Below are 19,241 nucleotides of genomic sequence, written 5' to 3' on the forward strand. Positions count from 1 at the left end.
AACGGGCCGCCCTGAGGCAGCCCGTTGTGCTCTATGGCTGGTCAGCCATCAACTCATCAGAAATCGACGGTGGCCGACAGCCACAGGCGGCGTCCGTCCAGGCTGTTGACATAGCGGTTGGCGTAGTTCAATGCCGGTGCGCGGTACGGCTGGTAGTCGATAAAGTCCTTGTTGAGCAGGTTGTACACGGCCGCGTTCAGGGTCACGCGCTTGTTCAACTGGTAGCTGGTGCCCAGGTGCAGCATGGTGTAGCCCTTGTAGTCTCCCAGCGCAGCCTTGGCGGCGCGCGTGGAAGCCGAGGTGCCCGGATCGCGGAAGCGCTCGCTGCGGTACTCGGCGCGCAGCCAGCCATTCCATTCGCGCGAGATATCCCACGAGAGGCGCGCATTGACGGCGTGCTTGGGCGTGTCGCTCAGCGGCTTGCCCGCGTTGCTGCCACTCTTCTGTTCGCTTTCCGTGTAGGTGTAGTTGGCGCTGGCCGACAAGGTCTTGCCCAGCGGGAAGCGCGTGTTCAGCTCGACGCCGCGCGTGACGGCCTCATCCACGTTGACGGACTGGCCAAACGCATCGACGTTGGGCCAGTTGCCGAAGCTGACGCAGCCTGGACGGTTCGGCGACGGACGGTAGTCGCAGTTGACGAGGCCGGTGCCCGTCGTGATCTTGTCCTTGAACTCATTGTTGAACAGGGAGCCGCTGGCCGTCCAGCCGGCCAGGTTGTCGAAGTAGGCGCCGATTTCCGTGGTCGTGCTCGTTTCCGGCTTCAAGTCCGGACTGCCGACGAGGGGGACCGTGCCCTGGCCGCCGAAACCGTTGATGCCGGGCGACAGTTGCTCCACGCGCGGCGTCTTGTAGCCCTTGCTGACGCCGCCCTTGACGGTCCAGCTCGGCGTCGCGTTCCACACGGCATACGCGCGGGGGCTGGTCTGGCCGCCGAAGATGCTGTGATCGTCATAGCGGGCGCCAAAGGTCAGCGCGACGTTCTCCAGCACCTGCCATTCGTCTTCCACGAACAGGGCTTTTTGCGTGAATTCGAATTTTTTCGGCGCCACGCCGTCCGTCATTTCCGCCTTCCACCATTGCGCGCCGACGGTCGCCATGTGCTTGCCTAATGGCATGACCAGCTTGGTGTCGAACACCTGGCTTTCCACTTCCAGCGTGCGCGCGCTGCCGGCGACGGCGCCCGGCGTGCCTGGCGGGATCGTGCGGCCCAGGGTCTCCGTCTTGTTCACCATGTAGCTGCTGTCCACAGTGCCGAAGCCGAAGCGGCCCGTGTGCGACAGGGTCCACTGGTCGCGGTTATATTTTTGTTCCGGGCCGTAGCCGCCCTGCAAGCCCAGGGTGCCCAGCTGTTTCTTCGAATTATCGTAGGTCTGGCGGCCCGCATCCGCGTCGAGGATGACGGTGTGGTAGCGGTTCGGCGTGAAGGCCAGGCGCGCGCCAAAGTTTTCAATGTCCGCACGCACGGGGTTCGCGCCCATGTTCGGCACGACTTCCGTACCGGTACCGTCGTTGTAGCGGATGTCGGCGGCGTCGCGTCGCTGCTTGCTGCCGCGCAGGGACAGGCCCAGCAGGTCGGTGGCGATGGGGCCGCTCAGGTAGAAGCGGCCGTTTTTCACGTCGCCGAAATCGGATTCTTCCTGCACGGTATAGTCGGCCGAGACGGAGCCCATCCACTGCTTGCCCACCTTGCGCGTGATGATGTTGATCACGCCGCCCATGGCGTCCGAGCCGTACAGGGTCGACATGGGGCCGCGGATGATCTCGATGCGCTCGATGGCGGCCAGCGGCGGCATGAAGCTCGTTTGCGTGCCGCCGAAGCCGTTCGGCGTGACATTGCCGGCCGCGTTCTGGCGGCGCCCGTCGATCAGCACCAAGGTGTAGTCGCTGGGCATGCCGCGGATGCTGATGTTCATGCCACCCGTCTTGTCGCCCGCCGCGCCCACGTCGATGCCTTCCACGCTTTCCAGCGCCTGCGTCAGGTTGCCGAAGCGCTCCTTCGACAGCTCCTGGCGCGTCAGCACCGTGATCGAGGCGGGCGCTTGCTTGATGTCCTGCTCGAAACCGGAAGCGGAAACCACCACTTCCGGCATGCTGGCAGGCGCGCCCGTCTGGGCGTGCGCCGGCAGGCAGGACAGGGCGGCCACGGCCAGGGCCAGGGTGGTGGGACGCGGCAGGCGCGCGCGGCGGGTGCTGTTGGACATGCAAACTCCTGATGGTGGATGAGTTATTGGTGTGTGTTGCTGTGCAAGCTAATGGGAATCATTGAGGCAATAAGAATCATTTACAATTGCGGACATGGCATCCCAAAAAATATTTCGCTCCGGATCTTGCGCAGAAGTTCTTAAGAGATTCTTAACGGCTGGCGGCGGCCTGCAAACCTGGTCCTTGCGGCGCACCCTGCTGGCCGTGCTGCTGGGCCTGACCCTGACCCTGTGGGTGGGCAGCGCCGCCATCGTGTACGTGGAAGCGCGCCGTGAAAGCCAGGAATTGTTCGACCAGTCGCTGATCGAGACGGGCCATCTGCTGCTGTCGCTGGTGGAAAAGGATGCGCGCAAACACGGCTTGACGGGGCCGATCGACGTGCCGCTGCGTGGCCATCCGAATCCCCATCAGTATTTGCTGTTCAAGGTGCGCGACGCGCAGCAGCGCGTGCTGTACCGCAATGACGCGGCGTCCGATATCGCCCTGTCGCGCAGCGCGCCGGACGGCCTGTCCTGGACCAGCATAGCCGGCCAGCGCTGGCGTTTGTTCTCGCTGTGGGACCCGCAGCGCACTTTGCAACTGCTGGTGGCCGAGCCGACCAGCCACCGCGACGACATCAGCCGCGGCTTCTTTTACCGCATCGCGCTGTTCGGCCTGCTGCTGGTGGCGCTGGCCACGATCGCCATCTGGTGGAGCATCCACCGCGTGTTTCGCGTGCTGCAGGCGTCGGCCGATGAAGTATCGGCGCGCACGCCCGATGAACTGGCCGACGTCAGGCTCGCGGGCGCGCCCGCCGAACTGCATCCGCTGCTGCTGGAAATAAACCGCCTGTTTGGCAGGGTGCGGCAAAGCCGCGACAACGAGCAGCGCTTCACGGCCGATGCGGCGCACGAGCTGCGCACGCCGCTGGCCGCCATCAAGACCAATCTGCAAGTGCTGCAGCGGGCCCGCAGCGCGGACGAACGCGAGGAATTCATCGCCGCCCTGGGCGCCAGCGTGGAGCGCGCCACGCGCCTCGTCAACCAGTTGCTGGCGCTGGCGCAGCTCGATCCGCAGTCGCAGGCGCAGGATACTGTACTGGCGCTGGCGCCGGGCGACCTGGCGCACCTGCTGGCGCAGCAGGGCGCCCAATGGCAGGCGCTGGCCGCGCAGTACGGACTGTCGCTGAGCGTGAACATGGCGCTGGCGCCGTGCGCGCTGCATGGGGACAGCCTGCAGCTGCTGCTGCGTAACCTGGTCGAGAATGCGCTGCGCTATACGCCTGCGCCGGGCTTTGTGGCCGTCAGCTGCGGCGTGGAGGCGGGAGGCAGCTATCTGCGCGTGGCCGATACGGGGCCAGGCATCGCCGAGGAACTGCACGAGCGCGTGTTCGAACGCTTCGTGCGCCTTGGGAGCACAGCACTGCCCGGCAGCGGCCTGGGACTGTCCATCGTGCGCCGCATCGCCGAACGGCATGGCGCGCACATCATCCTTGGCGAAGGGCTGCAGGGCAGGGGGCTGGCGGTGACGGTCGTGTTTCCATGACAGCAGCGCCAGCCGTGCTTCACATGCTTACAGCGACTTCAGGAAAGCCAGTAGCGCGTCGCGGTCCGTCTTCGACAGATTCTCGAAACGCTGGCGCGCTTTTGTCCCTTCGCCGCCGTGCCACAGGATCGCTTCCGTCAGGCTGCGCGCGCGGCCGTCATGCAGGTAGCCGGCCTTGCCGCCATTGCCCATGACTTTTTCCGTGTAGCCGATGCCCCACAGGGGCGCCGTGCGCCACATGCTGCCTTGCGCCTGGCCTTCCGTGAAGGTGTCGGCCAGTTCGGGGCCCATATCATGCAGCAGCAGGTCGGTGTACGGGCGGATGGTCTGGTTGCGCAGTTCCGCAAACAGATGTCCCGCGCCCGTCTTCATTTCCACCGTGTGGCAGGCGGCGCAGCGCATGCCCTGGAACAGCTTCGAACCGGCGGCCACCTGCTGCGGGTCGACCTTGAGTTCCTCGATCGGCGCCACGCCTTTCGGGAAACCGCTGGCGATGCTGCGCTGTGCCGGCACGGCCACCAGGGCCAGGTATTGCGTGATCGACTGCAGGTCCGCTTCCGAGATGCCCGGCTGGGCGCCGCCCGCCGCGCAGGCCACCGGCCCCGCCATGCAGGCGCGGTTGCGGTACACGGGCGAGGTGACGGCCATGTCCAGCAGCAGCGCGTCGGCGGCCTGGTGGCGCAAGGTGGCTTTCGCGGCTTTCCAGCCGAAGCGGCCCAGGCGCACGGCGCCCGTCTCCGGTTCATACACATAGTTGGGCAGGCCCATGACGCCGTCGGCATCCGGCGTGCTGCGCGCGCGCGCCAGGATGTCGGCTTCCGGCACGGCTTCCAGCAAGCCCGTGCCGATCATCGGTGGCGCCGCGCGCAGCGAGACGATTTGCGGCACGGGGCCTTCGAAGGCCAAGGTCGGCTTGCGCAGTTCGACCTGCGTGCCATCTGCCAGGGTACTCTTGCGTGTCGTAAAACCGCCCACGCTGACGCTGTTGCCCCAGTTTTGCGGCACGCCGGACGGCGACACGGCATTCATCTGGATCGCCGTGCCGTATTGCGGGTGCGGCACCTGCTGGCCCGCCGCATTGATGCTGGCGACGCGCACGGCCATCGTGTCGAGGCGCTGGTTCACGGCCATCGGCGCGGGGCTGCGGCCATTGTTGACGTGGCAGGCGATGCAGGCCGACTGGCCGTAGCGCTGTCCCTGCAGGCCGACGGCGGGCGCGTAGCGGTCGTTGCCGCCTTCGTTGTGGTCACCGGTGGTGAAGTTGGTGTGCACCAGGCGGCGGCCCTCGACAAAGCGCTGCATGTTCTGCATGCCGATGTTGTTGTGCGGCTGCTGGAACATGAACAGGGCGTTGTCCGAGTAGTTATACGACACGGAACCGAGGCCGCCGGACAGCGTTTCTTCCGGCAGGGGCACGCCATTGAGGCGCGGCTGCACGCCATACCACGGCCGCAGTCCCGCGCCCACCACATACGTCCATTCGTACGAGTAGTAGCGGATGCCGCCATCATCGCCTTTCGATGCCATTGACGCAGTGGTGGAAAACATCGATGGCGACACTTCGATGATGTCGCCGGCCGTTAGCGCGCGCGCCTTGACGTCGGTGCCATTCGGCATGCCGCCGGCATCGAGGCCGCCATGGCCCGGATATTCCTTGATCAAAAGGGTGCAGGCGCCGTTGATGCCGTTGGCGTTCGTCAGCCTGTCGTTGGCCGGATAGGCCATCGGCTTGCAGACGGGGACGTTGCGGTCCACCAGTTCGCCGGGCGACATCCAGCCATAGCCCGTCACGCCGGGACGGTCGAAGCCGCGGAAGAAGGCCACGCCGCCGGACAGGAAATCGACGGTGGTGTACTGGTTGACGATCAGCGTAGGCTTGGTGACGCCGCGGACCTTGCTGTTGTCGATGATTTCCACGCCCCAGGTGCGGTTCTTGAAGTACTGCGGCACGAAAGTGAGGTAATTGCCCGGACCCTTGTCCTGCGGCAGGCCCGTGACGGGATCGACCGTTTCATTCGGACCGTAGCCGATCTCATTCCATTCCTCGCCCCGCTCGCGGCCATGGCGCGCCAGGCCGCGCGCGCCGAAGCGCGTCACCAGCGTGCCGTCGGCGAGCGTGAATTGCAGGCTTTCCAGCGGCTGCGCGGCGGCGGGCAGCGGCGTCCAGCCGGCGCCGTTGGCGGGGAATTTCAGCGCCGACGTCGCGGTCGACGGCAGGCTGTTGTCGCTACCCGGCGTCTTGAAGCTCACTTCCAGCAGCGAATAGCCATACTGTGTGGCGCGCGCCACGCCCTGCAGGCGGATGTAGCGGGCATGGATGCCCAGGTTGAAGAATTCCTCGGTGCCGCCGTGGCCATTGCTCACATAGCGCACTTGCGACCAGTTCTGCCCGTCGTCGGATACCTGTAGCGCGTATTGCTTGCCGTACGCGTTTTCCCACAGCAGTTTCATGTAGCCGACGGGCGTCTTCACGCCGAAGTCGAACTGGATCCAGGCACCGTCCTCGAACTTGCTGGCCCAGCGCGTGCCCGTCTTGCCGTCGATCGCCATGGCGGCCGACATGCCGTTGTTTTCCACGGGCGAGGAAGTGGCGGCCACGGGCGAGATGGCCACGCCGGGCTGGCCCGGATCGATGGTGACCGGGGGCGGTTCGGTGACGGGCGGCGTCACGGGCGGCAGTACGGGTGTGCCCGAAAATGCCTGGATTTCAAAGATGGAGTAACCATACTGGCCCGCGCGTTTGACGCCCTGCATGCGCAGGTAGCGTCCTTGCGCGTCGAACCCCGTGATGTCCTCGATGCCGCCCTTGCTGTCGCTGACGTTCTGGATGGTGGTCCAGTGCGTATTGTCGTCCGATACCTGCAGCAGGTAGGCGCTGGCGTGCGCGTTTTCCCAGGCGATATGTACGCGCGTGATGCGCTGCGAGGTGCCGAAATCGAGGGTCAGATATTCGTTGTCGGTAAAGCCGCTGCCCCAGCGCGTGCCGTCGTTGCGGTCGATCGCGGCGCCGGCCGACAGGTCGCCCCGTTCCGCCGAGCTGGCCGTGGCGGCGACTGGCATCAGTGCCGTTTCGGCCGATGCCTGCGCCAGCAGGTGCTGCGCCATGGCGGGCGTGGCCGGCTTGTCGCCGCCACCGCCGCACGCCGCCAGCAGCAGGGCCAGGGCCAGCGGCAGGCGCCGCCTGGAAAAGTGGATAAAGCCGGCCTGGTGCTGCCGGGGCCGAAGCAGGGATGTGTGCATGCGATCTTCCTTGTTTTTATTGGTTATGCGAGATTGGACAGACGGGCTACCTCCGCATCCCCGTCTATGGTGTTGCGCGTGCTTCACCGCCACGGCAGCGCCTTGCGGGGCAAAGATAGGGGAACAATTTAATTGCCTTATGGCAATATTATTCTTAAGTTATAGAAGCGCATGAGGCATGTCAAGAAGTCTCGTGCGCTTGTCATCAACTGTTCATATAGTCCGGTTTTTTTGCACTATGCTGGTGCGCAAGGTGAGTAAAAATGTGCGAAAGCATGAATAAAATTCAAGAAAAAAATGCATGGTGCGCGACGGGAATGCGGTATCTTCCTGAAATGCCTGCCGCCGACGCGTCCCCTTTTTTTGAGGAAGAACTGACCTTGCCGATTCCGCCCGCCGCACCGATACTCGCGCCCCTCTCCCTGGCCGCCGCGCGCGCCTTGCACCTGGCCGCACAGGGCTTGCTGCAGGCGCGGCGTAAAAAGGCCGTGAAGGCCGACGTGCTGGCCGCCATCCGCCAGATGGGCGTGCTGCAGATCGACACCATCCATGTGGTGGCGCGCAGCCCGTATCTGGTGCTGTGGAGCCGGCTGGGCGACTATCCGCAGCCGTGGCTCGAGCAATTGCTGGCCGAGGGCGCGCTGTTCGAATACTGGGCGCATGAAGCGTGCTTTGTGCCCATTGAAGACTATGGCTTGTACCGCCACCGCATGCTGGACCCGGCCGCCATGGGCTGGAAATACTCCGTCAAATGGATGGCCGAACAGGGCGAAGCCGTCGCTTCCGTGCTCGAACATATCCGCGCCAACGGCGCCGCGCGCTCGGCCGATTTTGAGCGCACGGATGGCCAGGCGGGCGGCTGGTGGAGCTGGAAGCCGGAAAAGCGCTCGCTCGAAGTCTTGTTTACCTCGGGCGTGCTGATGATCGCCAAGCGTCATCAGTTCCAGCGTTATTACGACCTGGCCGAACGGGTGCTGCCGGGCTGGCACGACGGCTTGCTGCCGCCGGAAGAACAGGTGCGCCGGCGCCTGCTGCTGGCCAGCGTGAAGGCGCTGGGCCTGGCGCGCGCCAGCTGGATCAGCGACTACTTCCGCACCAAACAGTCACGCGCCAGCCTGGCGCACGATTTGCAGGCGCTGGTGGACGAGGGCGCGCTGCTGCGCTGCACGGTCGATGGCTGGATGGACGCCGTGTACGTGCATGCCGATCACGCGGAACTGGCGTGTGCGGCGGCCGCCGGCAAGCTGGCGCCCACCCTGACGACGATATTGTCGCCGTTCGACCCTGTCGTCTGGGACCGCCGCCGCGCCCTGGAATTGTTCGGCTTCGACTACCGGCTCGAATGCTACACGCCCGCTGAAAAACGCCGCTACGGCTATTTCACCTTGCCGATCTTGCGCCGTGGCGCGCTCGTGGGACGCCTGGACGCCAAGGCGCACCGCGCGCTGGGGCGCTTCGAGATCAAGTCGCTGGCGCTGGAAGACGGCGTGCGCGTCAGTCCCCGCCTGGTGCAGGACGTGGCTGGCGCCGTGCGGCGCCTGGCGCTGTGGCATGCGTGTCCGCAGGTCGAGATAGCCCAGGCGCAGCCGGCCGCTTTTGGCGCGCTGCTGGCCGAGGCGCTGCACGACGGCGGCGCCGCCGCAAGGCAGGCCGCATGATGCTGCCGCCGGCTCCGCCCGCGCTGCTCGACGCCGACGGCCAGCCATGTTTCGGCCGCTATACGGGCCAGCTGGATGCTTTCGACTGGGCCGCGCTGGCGCCGCCGTACGCGCGCGGCGGCCTCTGGCGCCTGTTCCACCACAAGCGCTGGCATTACGTGGCCCTGTCGACACCGGCCGTGTTCTGCGGCGTGGCCATCGTCGACCTGGGCTGGACCAGCACGGCGTTCGCCTATGCCTTCGACCGCCATAAGGGCAAGATCGTGGCGACCTTTTCGCAGGATGGCGTGCCCGGCCTGTGCGCATCGGTGGCGCCGCATGCGGGCGCCAGCAGCCGTTTCCGTTTTTTGTCGCAAAAAATCAGCATCGAGGCCCAGCCCCAGCAGCGCTACCGTTTGCGGCTCGATTGCGGCCATTTCGGCATCGATGCGGAATGGGGCCCGCCCGTGGCGCCCACCCTGCTGGCCATCGGCCCTGTGGGCGAGGGGGGCAGCGTGCATGCGACGCAAAAGTCGGGCGGCTTGCCCTTGTGGGGCACCGTGCGCTGCGGCGCCGTCGGCTACAGTTTGGACGACGGCGTGGCCAGCTTCGATTATTCGAACGGGCTGCTGGCGCGCGAGACGGAATGGCGCTGGGCTTCGGCGCACAGCCTGGACCTCGGTTTCAATCTGCAGGCCGGCTATTTCGGCGCGCATGAAAATGCGCTGTGGCTCGATGGCCAGCTGTATCCGCTGGGCCGCGCGCATTTCGATTTCAATCCCGACAATCCGCTGGCGCCGTGGCATGTGTGGACGGACGACGATTTGCTCGACCTGCACTTCAAGCCGGAAGGCGCGCGGCGCGAAGACAAGAACCTGTGGATCGCCGCCAGCCGCTACATCCAGCCTATCGGCACGTTCAGCGGCTGGGTGCGCACCAGCGCGGAGTCTCCCAAGCGCATCGTGGCGCAACTGGCGGGCGTCACGGAAAGCCACCGTTCGCGCTGGTAGGGGCGTGATTTTTTGCGAAACGCGTGACAAGGTCAAGTTTTTTTGGCAACGCATCCTATACACTGGGACGTGACCAAGCCGCTTCGGCAAACCATGAGGCCAGAACATGAGTATCCGTAATCTCGACAAGCTGTTCAAGCCGGCCTCGGTGGCCCTGATCGGCGCCACGGCGCGCGAGCGCAAGCTGGGCGCCATCGCCCTGTACAACCTGCTGGGCGGCGGCTACCAGGGAGAGATTTGGCCCGTCAATCCCAAGTACGACGAACTGATGGGCCTGAAATGCTACCGCAAGCTGGCGCACTTGCCGAAGGCGCCGGACCTGGCCATCATCTGCACGCCGCCCGCCACCATCACGGCCCTGATCCGCGAACTGGGCGCGCTGGGCACGCGCGCGGCCATCGTCATGACGTCGGGCCTCGATCCCGTGCGCGAACAGTCGCTGCGCATGGCCATGCTGAAAGCGGCCAAGCCGCACCTGCTGCGCATCCTGGGGCCCAACAGCATGGGGCTGCTCGTGCCGAAACTGGGCTTGAACGCCAGCTTCGCCCATGTCGGCGCGACGAGCGGCAAGATCGCCTTCGTGTCGCAATCGGGCGCGCTGGTGTCGGGCGTGCTCGACTGGGCCAACGCGCACGGCGTGGGCTTTTCCAAGTTCATTTCGCTCGGCGCCAGCTACGACATCGATTTCGGCGACCTGCTCGACTACCTGGCCGGTGACATCGACACGGCCGCCATCCTGCTGTACATGGAAGATATCCAGGCCGCGCGCAAGTTCATGTCGGCCGCGCGGGCGGCCGCGCGCAGCAAACCCGTGATCGTCCTGAAAGCGGGGCGCGAGGCGGAAGGCGCGGCCATGGCGGCCTGGCACACGGGCGCGCTGGCTGGCTCCGACGCCGTGTACGACGCCGCCATCCGCCGCGCCGGCATGCTGCGCGTGTATTCGGCCGAAGAGCTGTTCGACGCCGTGGAAACCCTCACGCACATCCGCTCGCAGCGCGGCGAGCGCCTGGCGATCCTGTGCAACGGCGGCGGCCTGGGCGTGATGGCGACCGACGCGCTGGTGAGCAGCGGCGGCAAGCTGGCCGAGCTGTCGCCCGACACCGTGATCGCGCTGGAAAAGGCGCTGCCACGCGGCTGGTCGCACGACAACCCCGTGGGCTTGCCCGGCGACGCGGCCGTGCAGCGCTATGCGGACGCCATCAAGCCGCTGCTCGACGAGCCGCAGGCGGACGCCTTGCTGCTGCTGCACGCGCCAACGGCCATGGTCTCGTCGATCGACATCGCCGAAGCCGTCACGCCGCTGATCAAGGCCACTTCGCGCACGGTGCTGTCATGCCTGCTGGGCGGCACCACCGTGGCGCCCGCGCGCCAGGTCTTCAACCGGGCCGGCATTCCCACCTACGACACGCCGGAAAAGGCCGTGCATGGCTTCATGCAGATCGTGCAGTACCGGCGCAACCAGGAAACCCTGATGCAGGTGCCGGCGCAGCTGCCCATGTCGGCCACGCCGCGCCGCGCCAGGGTGCGCGAAATCGTCGCCGCCGCGCTGGCGGCCGGCCAGACGGTGCTCGGCGAATGCCGCTCGAAAGAGATTTTGGCCGCCTACGGCATTCCCGTCGCCACCACGCGCATGGCGGCCGACGTGGAAGAGGCGCTGGCCGTGGCGGCCGACATCGGCTATCCCGTCGCGCTGAAGATCCATTCGCCCGACATCGCCCACAAATCCGACGTGGGCGGCGTGGCGCTCGACCTCGACACGCCCGACATCCTGCGCACGGCCGCCGCCGCCATGCTCAAGCGCGTGCGCCGCATGCGCCCCGACGCGCTGATCGACGGCTTCACGGTGCAGCAGATGGCGCGCCGGCCGCAATCGCATGAACTGATCGTCGGCGTGACGACCGACGCCGCCTTCGGCCCCGTGATCCTCGTGGGGCAGGGCGGCATCGCCGTGGAAGTGACGGCCGATCACGCCATCGGCCTGCCGCCGCTGAACATGGTGCTGGCGCGCGACATGCTGGCGCGCACGCGCGTGTCGAAACTGCTGGCCGGTTACCGCAACCAGCCGCCGGCCGACATCGACGCCATCTGCTATACGCTGATCCAGGTGGCCGAACTGGTGGCCGACATCGGCGAGCTGGCCGAACTCGACATCAACCCGCTGGTGGCCGACGCCGACGGCGTGATCGCCCTCGACGCGCGCATCCGTTTGCAACCGGGCCAGCAGCGCGACCGCCTGGCCATCCGCCCGTATCCGCAGGAACTGGAGGAGCAGGTGACGTGGATGGACCAGCCGATTCTGCTGCGCCCCATCCGCCCCGAAGACGCGCCGCAGCACATGGACCTGTTCCACGCGCTCGACCCGGACGACGTGCGCCTGCGCTTCTTTACTTCCATGCGCGAGCTGCCCGTGTCGCAGCTGGCGCGCCTGACGCAGATCGATTACGACCGCGCCATGGCCTTCATTGCCACGCACACGGGGCCGGACGGCAAGCCGGAAACCCTGGGCGTGGTGCGCGCCGTGGCCGACCCGGACAATATCCACGCCGACTTCGCCATCGCCGTGCGCTCGGCCCTGAAAGGCAAGGGACTGGGCCACATCCTGTTTGAAAAGCTCGTCGATTATTTCCGCAGCCGGGGCACGGAAGCGCTGGTGGGCGAGGCCATGGCGCGCAACAAGGGCATGCAGCGGCTGGTGAAAAGCTTTGGCGGCGACGTCACGCCGTCGGAAGAGCCTGGCGTCGTCAACCTGCATATCGGCTTGCGCGCGCCGTAAAGAAAGCGCGGCTGGCCCGTCGCGGGTTTGTGCAGGATCAAACCGGCCGCTGTCGGTAGTCTTTACACTTTCACTTCCAGGATCAGATATCCAGCCCATTTTCGGGAGTGAGTGCATGCTTACGGCAACATATATATTGGTTTCCCTGTCGGTGGAACAGGCCAGCATCCGCATGAGTCTGCTGGCTTTTCAGAAATACATGCATGTGCAGCTGCGCCACCAGAGCAGGCTCAATCTGGCCCAACTTCAGTATGCGGGCGACTGGCTGAGCCGGCTGTACCAGGGCGGCTACTGGCGCAAGGTGGAGATGTATCTGATCCCCGCCATCCGCCAGGCCGCGCCGCATGCGGACGGTTTGCTCAATGAGCTCAACGGTTTGAACCATGCGGCGCTGGAAAGCATCAACGTCGTGCAGCAGCGCGCGGGCGCCGCCATCGACCATTCCGAATCGCAGGCCGAGCAGCTGTGCGCCGCCATCGACGCCTTTTGCGCGGCCTTGCTGCAGCGCCTGGAAAAAGAAGAGCGCGAGCTGTTCGCGCTGGCGCGCAAGGTCATCGTCGGCGAAACATGGTTTGCCATCGCCTACCAGTTCCTCGCCCACGATGCGCGCGCGCAGGAAGCGCGCCGTGGCAAGGCGCAGGTGCTGCCCTTTGTTTTGCCGGCAGCCGGCGGCAGCGCCGAAACGATAGCGGATGGCACAGAGTCCGCGCCGCCCGTGCCGCCGCAGCCGCTGCGCGCGCAGGCTTGAACGGGGAGCGAGCGCACACCCCGTTCTCGCGTTTGCGCCGGGGACGCGTCCGTGGTTTTGCACTGGCGCTCTCATAGGAGAAATGCCAGCTTGCTTACTATGTTACTGATTTGGTAACTTGTACATACCTGTCCGATGCAATACCCCGGGCTTTGTTATGATGGTGGTTTTGATCCACGCGAAACCCGTCATGTTCGAATTTCTCTTCAAGCGTTCTGCCAGCAAGACTGCCGCACCCGATCCTGTCGTGGCAGAACAGGCCGCCGCCTCGGCGCAGAGCGCATCGCGCCGCGCCGAACAGGTTGCGCGTGCCCATGCCGTGGCTGGTGACGAAACCGCCGCTGCCGATTTCATCATGTCCAGCGAATTTGCCGATGCCCGTCTGATCGCGGCCGAACACGTCCATGCCTTGCCCTTGCTGGAAAAAGTCCACCACGCCATGCGCAATACGGACCGCCGCGTGGCCAAGCTGATGCAGGGCCGCATCGACCTGATCCGCCACCAGGCAGCCGAGACGCAACGCGCCCAGGCCAGCATCGACACGGCACAGCGCCTGTTGAACGATGAAAAGCTGAGCCCGAACCAGGTGGCCGAGCTGGACCGCCAATGGCAAGTCATCAAGGCCACGCCCGAGCTGGCGACGGCGTTTGCCGCCGCGCGCGCCGCGCTGGCCGCCCGCCTGGAAGCGCAAGTGGCGCTGCAGCGCGCCGTGATTGACGCCGTCGCCGCCGCGCGCGCCTTGGCTGCCAGCGGCCAGTCCGCCGGCGAGCTGGCGCAGGCGCTGGCCCGCCTCGACGCGGAACATGCGCAGCATGCGCAATCGCCCGAGCGCGCCTCCGTGCCGAAACACCTGGAAACCGATTTCACGCAGGCGCGCGAGCAGGCGCAGTCCGCCTTGCAAGCGCTGCAGCAGCACCAGGCCGTGTTCGACGCGCGTCAGGCCGCGCTGGCCGAATGGCAGGCGCAGGACGCCGCCACTCTGGACGTGGATGTCTTGAAACGCGCTTGGCAAGCTTTGCCGCGCCTGCCCGAGTCGCCATTGTCCGACAGCTTGCAGCAGCAATTTGCGGCCGTGCTGGCCAGCGCGCCGGCGCCCGTGCACGCGGTGCCAGAGGCCGCAGCGGCCCATGCCGAGCCTGTACCTGTACCGCGCAAGCCGCGTCAGGAACACGCACCCGTGTCGAAAGAAGCGACAGAGCAATTCTTCAAGGTGCTCGACGCCATGGAAGCGGCCCTGCAGGATGGCTTGCTGCACGTGGCTTCCGAACACGACAAGACTTTGCGCGACACCAAGCACGGCCGTTTGACGCCGGCGCAAGCTGACCGCCTGGCCCATGTGCGCGCAGAGTTCAAGCGCCTGGCCGACTGGGCGCGCTGGGGCGGCAACGTGTCGCGCGAGGAACTGGTCAAGGCGGGCGAGGAATTGCCGGCGCAGCAACTCCCAATGGCCGAGCTGGCCAAGAAAGTGGGCAGCCTGCGCGAGCGCTGGAAGTCGCTCGACACCTTGTCCGGTCCCGCACCGAAGTCTTTGTGGGAGCGTTTCGACGCGGCCTGCAGCGTGGCCTATGCGCCGGCGGCCCAGCATTTCAAGCAGCTGGCCGAAGAGCGCCACGGCAATGCGGCGAAGGCCCAGGAACTGATCGCGGAAACGGCGGCCCTGGCGGCCGAAGAGAGTACCGACTGGAAACACGTCGCGTCCGCCTCGCAGCGCTTGCGCCAGGCATGGACGCGCCTGGGCACCATCGACCGCAAGGAAAAGAAACGCCTGGACGCGGAATTTGGCGCCGCGCTGGACGCCCTGTCGAAGCCGCTCGATACGCAGCGCCAGATCGAGACGGCGCGCCGCGAACAATTGATCGTCGAAGTGGGCTTGCTCAAGCCTTCGGAGCGCAACACGGTCGACATGCTGAAAGCCTTGCAGGATAAATGGCAGGAACTGGCGAAAGCCTTGCCGCTCGAGCGCCGCGCGGAACAGGCGCTGTGGCAGCGTTTCCGCGCCGCCTGCGACGACATCTTCGCCAAGCGCAAGGAAACGGCCCACGCGGCGGACCACGAGCGCCGCGAACACCTGCATGCGCGCGAAGCGCTGTGCGCGGCGCTGGAAACGGCCGTCGTGCCCGAGGGCGATGACAAGAGCCGCACCGCCTTCATCAACCACTTGCTGCGCGACACCCGCGCCGCCTGGAACGCCACGGGCCCCGTGCCGCGCGCCAGCGAAGCGAAGATCGAGCAGCGCTACCAGGCGGCCGTCGCCGGCGTGCAAGCGCAAGCGGACGCCATCGCCGAACGGGCTGGCGCGGCCCAGGCCAATGCCCTGCGCGACAAGCTGCGCCTGGTGCAGTCGCTGGAAGCGGCACTGGCTGATGGCGCTGGCACCGATGCGCAAGCATGGAGCGAGCGCTGGAGCGCCTTGCCGCCGCTCGACGCACAATACGAACGCAGCCTGCAGCAGCGCTTTGCCGCCGCCCAGGCCGCGCTGGGCGAGGGCAGCGCCGCCTACGTGCGGCAATTGCAGGCCAACCAGGAGCGCTTGCTCGATGAAGTGTTGCGCCTGGAAATCGTCGCCGGCGTCGACAGCGGCGCCGAATTTGCCCGCGACCGCCTGAAAATGCAGGTGGAGGTGCTGCAATCGTCGCTGAAATCGGGCCAGAAGCCGCTCACGCAAGCGTCGCAGCTGATGCAGCTGTGCGCTATCGCGGCCGCCACCGATGCGCGCACGGCCAGCCGCATCGAAACCTTGTTGCGCCGTATCGGAGGCAACGTCAAATGAGTACCACCGTCCGCGTCCAGCAGGCTGATTTTGACTTGAGTCAAGAAATCGCACAATTGCGTGCAGGCAACCCCAAGGTGGGCGCCGTCGTCGGCTTCGTCGGCACGGTGCGCGACATGAACGAAGGACTCGACGTGGCCGCCATGGAGCTCGAGCACTATCCGGGCATGACGGAAAAGTCCATTGTAGCCATCGTCGAGCAGGCGCGGGGCCGCTGGCCCCTGTCCGGCGCGCTGGTGATCCACCGCGTGGGGCCCCTGCTGCCGCAGGAGCAGATCGTGCTGGTGGCGGTCTCGTCCGCCCACAGGGGCGAGGCCTTCGCCGCCTGCGAGTTCATCATCGACTACCTGAAGACGGAAGCGCCATTCTGGAAGAAGGAAGACACGCCCGAAGGGGCGCGCTGGGTCGATGCGCGCGACAGCGACGAGACGGCGTTAAACAAGTGGGCCGCAAAAGCAAGCGCCATTTGAATCGTACGGGTCCCGCACCGTAGCTTTTGCCCAAATGCATCGGTTTTCTGCTTTGTGTATGCTTGAAAAGTACTCTCTCACCCCAATTTGGTTAACAACTAATTAACCGGGAGCGCTTTTCATGCGACAAGACAAACTCACTACCAAATTACAGGAAGCCCTGGCCGATGCGCAAAGCTTGGCCGTGGGCAACGACAACCCCTATATCGAACCAGTCCATTTGCTGACGGCCCTGCTGAACCAGGACGACGGCGGCGCCCGCTCGCTGTTGCAGCGTGCCGGCGTCAACGTGGGCGGCCTGTCGAAAGCCCTGGGAGCCTCGATCGAACGCTTGCCCAAGGTGTCTGGTACGGGCGGCGACGTGCAGGTCAGCCGCGAATTCGTGGCCTTGCTGAACCTGGCCGACAAGGAATCGCAAAAGGCGGGCGACCAGTTCGTCTCCAGCGAAATGGTTTTGCTGGCCATGACGGACGACAAGTCCGACTGCGGCAAGCTGGCGCGTGAAAACGGCCTGACCCGCAAGGCACTGGAAGCGGCCATCGACGCAGTGCGCGGTGGTAACAAGGTCGACTCGCAAGAGGCCGAAGGCCAGCGCGAAGCCTTGAAAAAATACACCTTGGACCTGACGGAGCGGGCGCGCAAGGGCAAGCTCGACCCTGTGATCGGCCGCGACGATGAAATCCGCCGCACCATCCAGATCCTGCAGCGCCGCAGCAAGAACAATCCCGTGCTGATCGGCGAACCGGGCGTGGGCAAGACGGCCATCGTCGAAGGCCTGGCGCAGCGCATCGTCAATGGCGAAGTGCCCGAGTCCCTGAAAGGCAAGCGCGTACTGTCGCTGGACATGGCCGCCTTGCTGGCCGGCGCAAAATTCCGCGGCGAGTTCGAGGAACGCCTGAAATCCGTGCTGAAAGAACTGGCCATGGATGAAGGGCAGACCATCGTCTTCATCGACGAGATGCACACCATGGTGGGCGCGGGCAAGGCCGAAGGTGCGATGGACGCGGGCAATATGTTGAAGCCGGCTCTGGCGCGCGGCGAGCTCCATTGCGTGGGCGCGACGACCCTCGACGAGTACCGCAAGTACATCGAGAAGGATGCCGCGCTGGAACGCCGTTTCCAGAAAGTGCTCGTCGACGAGCCGACCGTGGAAGCGACGATCGCCATCCTGCGCGGCTTGCAGGATAAATACGCGCTGCACCACAAGGTGGAGATCACGGACGCGGCCATCATCGCCGCCGCCGAGCTGTCGCACCGCTACATCACGGACCGCTTCTTGCCCGACAAGGCGATCGACCTGATCGATGAAGCGGCGGCGAAGATCAAGATCGAGATCGATTCGAAGCCGGAAGTGATGGATAAGCTGGAACGCCGCTTGATCCAGCTGAAGATCGAGCGCGAAGCCGTCAAGAAGGAAAAGGACGAAGCGTCGTTGCGCCGCCTGGGCCTGATCGAGGAAGAGATCGTCAAGCTGCAGCGCGAATACAATGACTTCGAGGAAATCCTGAAGGCGGAAAAAGCCGTGGTGCAAGGCAGCACGCACATCAAGGAAGAGATCGAAAACGTCAAGCTGCAGATGGAGCAGGCCACGCGCGAGAGCAACTGGCAGAAAGTGTCGGAGCTGCAATATGGCAAGCTGCCGCAGCTGGAAGCCCAGCTCAAGCAGGCTGACAGCGGCATCCCGAAACTCGACCCCGACCAGCCGAAGCTGCTGCGCACGGAAGTGGGCGCCGAGGAAATCGCCGAAGTGGTGTCGCGCGCGACGGGCATACCCGTGTCGCGCATGATGCAGGGCGAGCGCGACAAGCTGCTGCATATCGAAGAGAAGCTGCATGAGCGCGTCGTGGGCCAGGATGAGGCGATCACGGCCGTGGCGGACGCCATCCGCCGCTCGCGCGCCGGCTTGAGCGATCCGAACCGTCCGTACGGTTCCTTCATGTTCCTGGGGCCGACGGGCGTCGGCAAGACGGAATTGAGCAAGGCGCTGGCCACTTTCCTGTTCGATACGGAAGAATCGATGATCCGCATCGACATGAGCGAGTTCATGGAGAAGCATTCGGTCGCCCGTTTGATCGGTGCGCCACCGGGCTACGTGGGCTACGACGAGGGCGGCTACCTGACGGAAGCCGTGCGCCGCAAGCCGTACAGCGTGATCCTGCTCGACGAAGTGGAAAAGGCGCATGCCGACGTCTTCAACGTGCTGCTGCAGGTGCTCGACGACGGACGCATGACGGATGGCCAGGGCCGTACGGTGGACTTCAAGAATACCGTCATCATCATGACCTCGAACCTGGGTTCGCATAAAATCCAGGCCATGGAAAGCGATGATCCCGGTGTCGTGAAGCTGGCCGTGATGGCCGAGGTACGCTCGCACTTCCGTCCCGAGTTCGTCAACCGCATCGACGAAATCGTCGTGTTCCACGGCCTCGACGAGAAAAACATCGGCGCGATCGCGAAGATCCAGCTGAAGATTCTCGAAGAACGCCTGGCGCGCATGGACATGCAGCTGAGCCTGACCGACGCGGCCTTGCAGCAAATCGCCGAAGCGGGCTACGACCCGGTGTATGGCGCCCGTCCATTGAAACGGGCGATCCAGCAGCAGATCGAAAATCCGCTGTCGAAGCTGATCCTGGAAGGCAAGTTCGGCCCGAAAGACGAGATCCGCATCGACGCCCAGAACGGCAACCTGGTGTTTACCGGGGCGCAAGTGGGGCTGGACAAGGTGTAATGTCGCAAAGGCCGGGGTCAGACCCCCGTCATTGTTAGCGCTGAATTTTGCGTTGGCGGTGTTGGGGGTCTGACCCCAGCGGTGAAAGCAGGGCGGTATCAGGCTAGACCTGATGCCGCCCTTCTTGCTATCATCGTCA

The 19,241-nt window shown here is 65.4% G+C and carries 10 protein-coding genes; 8 read left to right on the forward strand and 2 right to left on the reverse strand.

Annotated elements, in window-relative coordinates:
* Nucleotides 1-56 precede the first annotated feature (56 nt).
* Nucleotides 57-2,201: a TonB-dependent receptor domain-containing protein gene (locus SKZ59_RS19005; RefSeq protein WP_319992632.1), complete on the reverse strand. Its 2,145-nt coding sequence runs from the start codon at nt 2,199-2,201 to the stop codon at nt 57-59.
* Between the two features lie 184 nt (nt 2,202-2,385).
* Between SKZ59_RS19005 and SKZ59_RS19010 the strand changes: the two genes are divergently transcribed.
* Nucleotides 2,386-3,726 carry a sensor histidine kinase gene (locus SKZ59_RS19010; RefSeq protein WP_319992633.1) on the forward strand — a complete coding sequence of 447 codons (1,341 nt, stop codon included), beginning with the start codon at nt 2,386-2,388 and terminating at the stop codon, nt 3,724-3,726.
* A gap of 27 nt (nt 3,727-3,753) precedes the next feature.
* Here SKZ59_RS19010 and SKZ59_RS19015 read toward each other — a convergent pair whose 3' ends face one another.
* On the reverse strand, nt 3,754-6,966 hold the full coding sequence (locus SKZ59_RS19015) for a di-heme oxidoredictase family protein (protein ID WP_319992634.1): 3,213 nt from the start codon (nt 6,964-6,966) through the stop codon (nt 3,754-3,756).
* Nucleotides 6,967-7,283: 317 nt separating this feature from the next.
* Here SKZ59_RS19015 and SKZ59_RS19020 point away from each other — a divergent pair, with 317 nt between their 5' ends.
* The 7 genes from SKZ59_RS19020 (at nt 7,284) to clpB (ending at nt 19,102) form a co-directional block, all read left to right on the forward strand.
* Entirely contained in the window at nt 7,284-8,624 is a 1,341-nt protein-coding gene (locus SKZ59_RS19020) for a winged helix-turn-helix domain-containing protein (RefSeq protein WP_413774574.1), read from the forward strand.
* Nucleotides 8,621-9,613, forward strand: coding sequence for a DUF2804 domain-containing protein (locus SKZ59_RS19025; protein WP_072454758.1), 993 nt, complete (start codon nt 8,621-8,623; stop codon nt 9,611-9,613). Before SKZ59_RS19020 ends, SKZ59_RS19025 begins: the two co-directional genes overlap by 4 nt.
* A gap of 106 nt (nt 9,614-9,719) precedes the next feature.
* The gene (locus tag SKZ59_RS19030; RefSeq protein WP_319992635.1) at nt 9,720-12,386 is read left to right on the forward strand and encodes a bifunctional acetate--CoA ligase family protein/GNAT family N-acetyltransferase; all 2,667 of its coding nucleotides are present in this window, start codon (nt 9,720-9,722) and stop codon (nt 12,384-12,386) included.
* Between the two features lie 115 nt (nt 12,387-12,501).
* Nucleotides 12,502-13,134: a hypothetical protein gene (locus tag SKZ59_RS19035; protein ID WP_319992636.1), complete on the forward strand. Its 633-nt coding sequence runs from the start codon at nt 12,502-12,504 to the stop codon at nt 13,132-13,134.
* 157 nt (nt 13,135-13,291) lie between these two features.
* Nucleotides 13,292-15,904, forward strand: coding sequence for a DUF349 domain-containing protein (locus SKZ59_RS19040; protein ID WP_319992637.1), 2,613 nt, complete (start codon nt 13,292-13,294; stop codon nt 15,902-15,904).
* Nucleotides 15,901-16,374 carry a molybdopterin synthase catalytic subunit MoaE gene (gene moaE, locus SKZ59_RS19045; protein WP_070304178.1) on the forward strand — a complete coding sequence of 158 codons (474 nt, stop codon included), beginning with the start codon at nt 15,901-15,903 and terminating at the stop codon, nt 16,372-16,374. Before SKZ59_RS19040 ends, moaE begins: the two co-directional genes overlap by 4 nt.
* A gap of 121 nt (nt 16,375-16,495) precedes the next feature.
* Nucleotides 16,496-19,102 carry an ATP-dependent chaperone ClpB gene (clpB, locus tag SKZ59_RS19050; protein ID WP_034755055.1) on the forward strand — a complete coding sequence of 869 codons (2,607 nt, stop codon included), beginning with the start codon at nt 16,496-16,498 and terminating at the stop codon, nt 19,100-19,102.
* Nucleotides 19,103-19,241 lie beyond the last annotated feature (139 nt).

Origin of the sequence: Janthinobacterium sp. GMG2 (genome assembly GCF_033949445.1) — a bacterium.
In the GTDB taxonomy this organism is placed as follows: Bacteria; Pseudomonadota; Gammaproteobacteria; order Burkholderiales; family Burkholderiaceae_D; genus Janthinobacterium; species Janthinobacterium aestuarii.

Coding starts and splice junctions, on each gene's coding strand:
- SKZ59_RS19005 (WP_319992632.1), bottom strand. CDS start 2,201: ATGTCCAACAGCACCCGCCGCGCGCGCCTGCCGCGTCCCACCACCCTG.
- SKZ59_RS19015 (WP_319992634.1), bottom strand. CDS start 6,966: ATGCACACATCCCTGCTTCGGCCCCGGCAGCACCAGGCCGGCTTTATC.
- SKZ59_RS19020 (WP_413774574.1), top strand. CDS start 7,284: ATGCGGTATCTTCCTGAAATGCCTGCCGCCGACGCGTCCCCTTTTTTT.
- SKZ59_RS19025 (WP_072454758.1), top strand. CDS start 8,621: ATGATGCTGCCGCCGGCTCCGCCCGCGCTGCTCGACGCCGACGGCCAG.
- SKZ59_RS19030 (WP_319992635.1), top strand. CDS start 9,720: ATGAGTATCCGTAATCTCGACAAGCTGTTCAAGCCGGCCTCGGTGGCC.
- SKZ59_RS19035 (WP_319992636.1), top strand. CDS start 12,502: ATGCTTACGGCAACATATATATTGGTTTCCCTGTCGGTGGAACAGGCC.
- SKZ59_RS19040 (WP_319992637.1), top strand. CDS start 13,292: ATGATGGTGGTTTTGATCCACGCGAAACCCGTCATGTTCGAATTTCTC.
- moaE (WP_070304178.1), top strand. CDS start 15,901: ATGAGTACCACCGTCCGCGTCCAGCAGGCTGATTTTGACTTGAGTCAA.
- clpB (WP_034755055.1), top strand. CDS start 16,496: ATGCGACAAGACAAACTCACTACCAAATTACAGGAAGCCCTGGCCGAT.